Source organism: Salipiger sp. HF18, assembly GCF_011806505.1.
Classification (GTDB): Bacteria; Pseudomonadota; Alphaproteobacteria; order Rhodobacterales; family Rhodobacteraceae; genus Salipiger; species Salipiger thiooxidans.
Window position 1 is genome coordinate 1 of record NZ_JAATOS010000609.1, and the last position, 2,136, is coordinate 2,136.

The 2,136-nt window shown below is 66.1% G+C and carries 4 protein-coding genes; 1 reads left to right on the plus strand and 3 read right to left on the minus strand.

Features of this window, described 5'->3' with window-relative positions; genetic code table 11:
- Positions 1-614: trypsin-like peptidase domain-containing protein (locus tag HC022_RS24805; RefSeq protein WP_175583732.1), on the minus strand; the 614-nt coding region annotated here is incomplete at its 3' end.
- A gap of 166 nt (positions 615-780) precedes the next feature.
- Here HC022_RS24805 and HC022_RS24810 point away from each other — a divergent pair.
- Entirely contained in the window at positions 781-1,236 is a 456-nt protein-coding gene (locus HC022_RS24810; RefSeq protein WP_008883950.1) for a host attachment family protein, read from the plus strand.
- 114 nt (positions 1,237-1,350) lie between these two features.
- Here the strand turns inward: HC022_RS24810 and rplQ are convergent, their stop codons facing one another.
- Entirely contained in the window at positions 1,351-1,773 is a 423-nt protein-coding gene (rplQ, locus tag HC022_RS24815) for a 50S ribosomal protein L17 (RefSeq protein WP_008884729.1), read from the minus strand.
- A 186-nt stretch (positions 1,774-1,959) separates the two neighbouring features.
- Positions 1,960-2,136: DNA-directed RNA polymerase subunit alpha C-terminal domain-containing protein (locus HC022_RS24820; RefSeq protein WP_303049100.1), on the minus strand; the 177-nt coding region annotated here is incomplete at its 5' end.

Genomic DNA, 2,136 nt, shown 5'->3' on the forward strand with positions numbered 1-2,136 from the left:
GCGTCGGTCTGGATGAAGTAGCCGCGGGCGTTGCCGGTGGCGGTGCCCGAGCGCGCCAGCCCGGAGACGATGCCCGAGGACACGGTCTGGCCGACGCCGAAGGGGTTGCCGATGGCCAGCACCAGCTCACCCACCTCGACCGTGTCGCTGTCGCGCAGCGTCAGGTAGGGCATGTCGGAGGCGTTCTCGAGCTTGAGGATGGCGAGGTCCGCCTCTTCATCCCCGAGGAGCACCCTGGCGTCGTACTCGGCGCCGTTGTTCAGCACCACGCGGATGTCGGTGGCCTGCCCGACAACGTGATAGTTCGACACCACGATGCCGTCGTCGGAGAGGATCACGCCGGATCCGAGCGAGTTTTGCACCCGCTCGCGGCCGCCGCCGCCGAAGTCGCGGAACAGGTTGCCGAACAGCGGGTCGCCGGCAAAGGGGCTGCGGGCCTGGACGACGCGGCGGGCATAGATGTTCACCACCGCAGGCGTGGCCTGCTTCACGAGGGGGGCGAAACTGAGAGAGATCTCGGCCTGGCTCTGCGGCACCTGCGCATCGGCAAGGGCGGGCAGGGGGGCGAGGGCGGTGGTGGAAAGGGCAAGCGCGACAATGGCGTTGCGGAGCATGATCGGTCCTCCTGTGCCACTGCGATATGCCCGCCTGCGGAAATGGAATCAAGGCGAGTGGCGGAACGTGCGCGTGAGCAGGGGCGTTGATCCCGTGAAGCCGGGTGCGGGCGGACGCCGTGACGGTGCCGCCGGGTCCCGCGACGCCACGAAAGGAGACCGAACCATGACAGAGCTGAAACAGGACACCTGGGTGGTGGTGACGGACAGCGAGAAGGCGCTGTTCCTGCGCAACCTGACCGACCATGAGAACCCCAACCTCGACCTGTTCGATGCCGAGGAGCAGGAGAACCCTTCGGACCGCGAGCAGGGGGCGAACCGTCCCGGGCGGATGAATGACGGGGGGATGGGGCAGCGGTCTGCGCTCGACGACACCGACTGGCACGAGCTTCAGAAAGAGCGCTTCGCGGCGGATCTTGCCGAGAAGCTCTATGCCGAAGCCCACCGCGGCGCCTTTGAGCGGCTGGTGCTTGTGGCCGCGCCGAAGGTCCTGGGCGACCTGCGGGCCGCTCTGCACAAGGAGGTGGCCGACAAGATCGTGGCCGAGATTCCGAAGACCCTGACCAACCACCCGATCGCGAAGATCGAGGCGCTGGTGAAGAAGGAGCTGGAGGCGGCGTAAGCTGCCGGCCGGATGGCCTTTTCGCTTCGTCTGTCGGATGCGGTGAGGCCGAAATGAAAAAGGCGCCGCGGGGAAGATCCCTGCGGCGCCTCGATGCAGTCGCTCAGGCGAGGATTACTCCTCGTCAGCCACCTCGAGCGCGGCCAGGCGGGCCTTGTCGGCCGAACCCTTGGCGTCGACGTCGCGGTCGACGAGCTCGATGATCGCCATCGGCGCCATGTCACCGTAACGGAAGCCGGCCTTGAGCACACGGCAGTAGCCGCCGTTGCGCTCGGTGTAGCGCGGGCCGAGAACTTCGAACAGCTTCGCGACGTGGATGTCCTGCTTCAGCTGGGCGGCGGCCTGACGGCGGGCGTGCACGTCGCCGCGCTTGCCGAGGGTGATGAGCTTGTCGATGACGCGCTTCAGTTCCTTGGCCTTGGGCAGGGTGGTCTTGATCTGCTCGTGCTCGATCAGCGAGCCGGCCATGTTTGCCCAGAGTGCCTTGCGGTGCTCGTGGGTGCGGTTGAGGCGGCGGTAGCCTTTTGCGTGACGCATGTTTCTTTACTCCATTTGCCCATCGTGGGGCGGTTTTGCTTTGTCAGGCGGTCCATGCGTGCGGACCGCTCTCCTTGGGGCAGATGCCCGGTCGTGTGGGGCCAAAGCCCCGGATCCCCTTGCGGGGAGGAAAACGGGGCGCCCTCTCACTGCGCCCCGCTCCTTATTTCGTCAGACCCGCGTCTCTCAGAACTGGTCTTCCAGTTTCTTCGCGAGATCCTCGATGTTGTCCGGCGGCCAGTCCTCGACGTCCATGCCGAGGTGCAGACCCATGGAGGACAGCACTTCCTTGATCTCGTTCAGCGACTTGCGGCCGAAGTTCGGGGTGCGGAGCATCTCGGCTTCGGTCTTCTGGATCAGGTC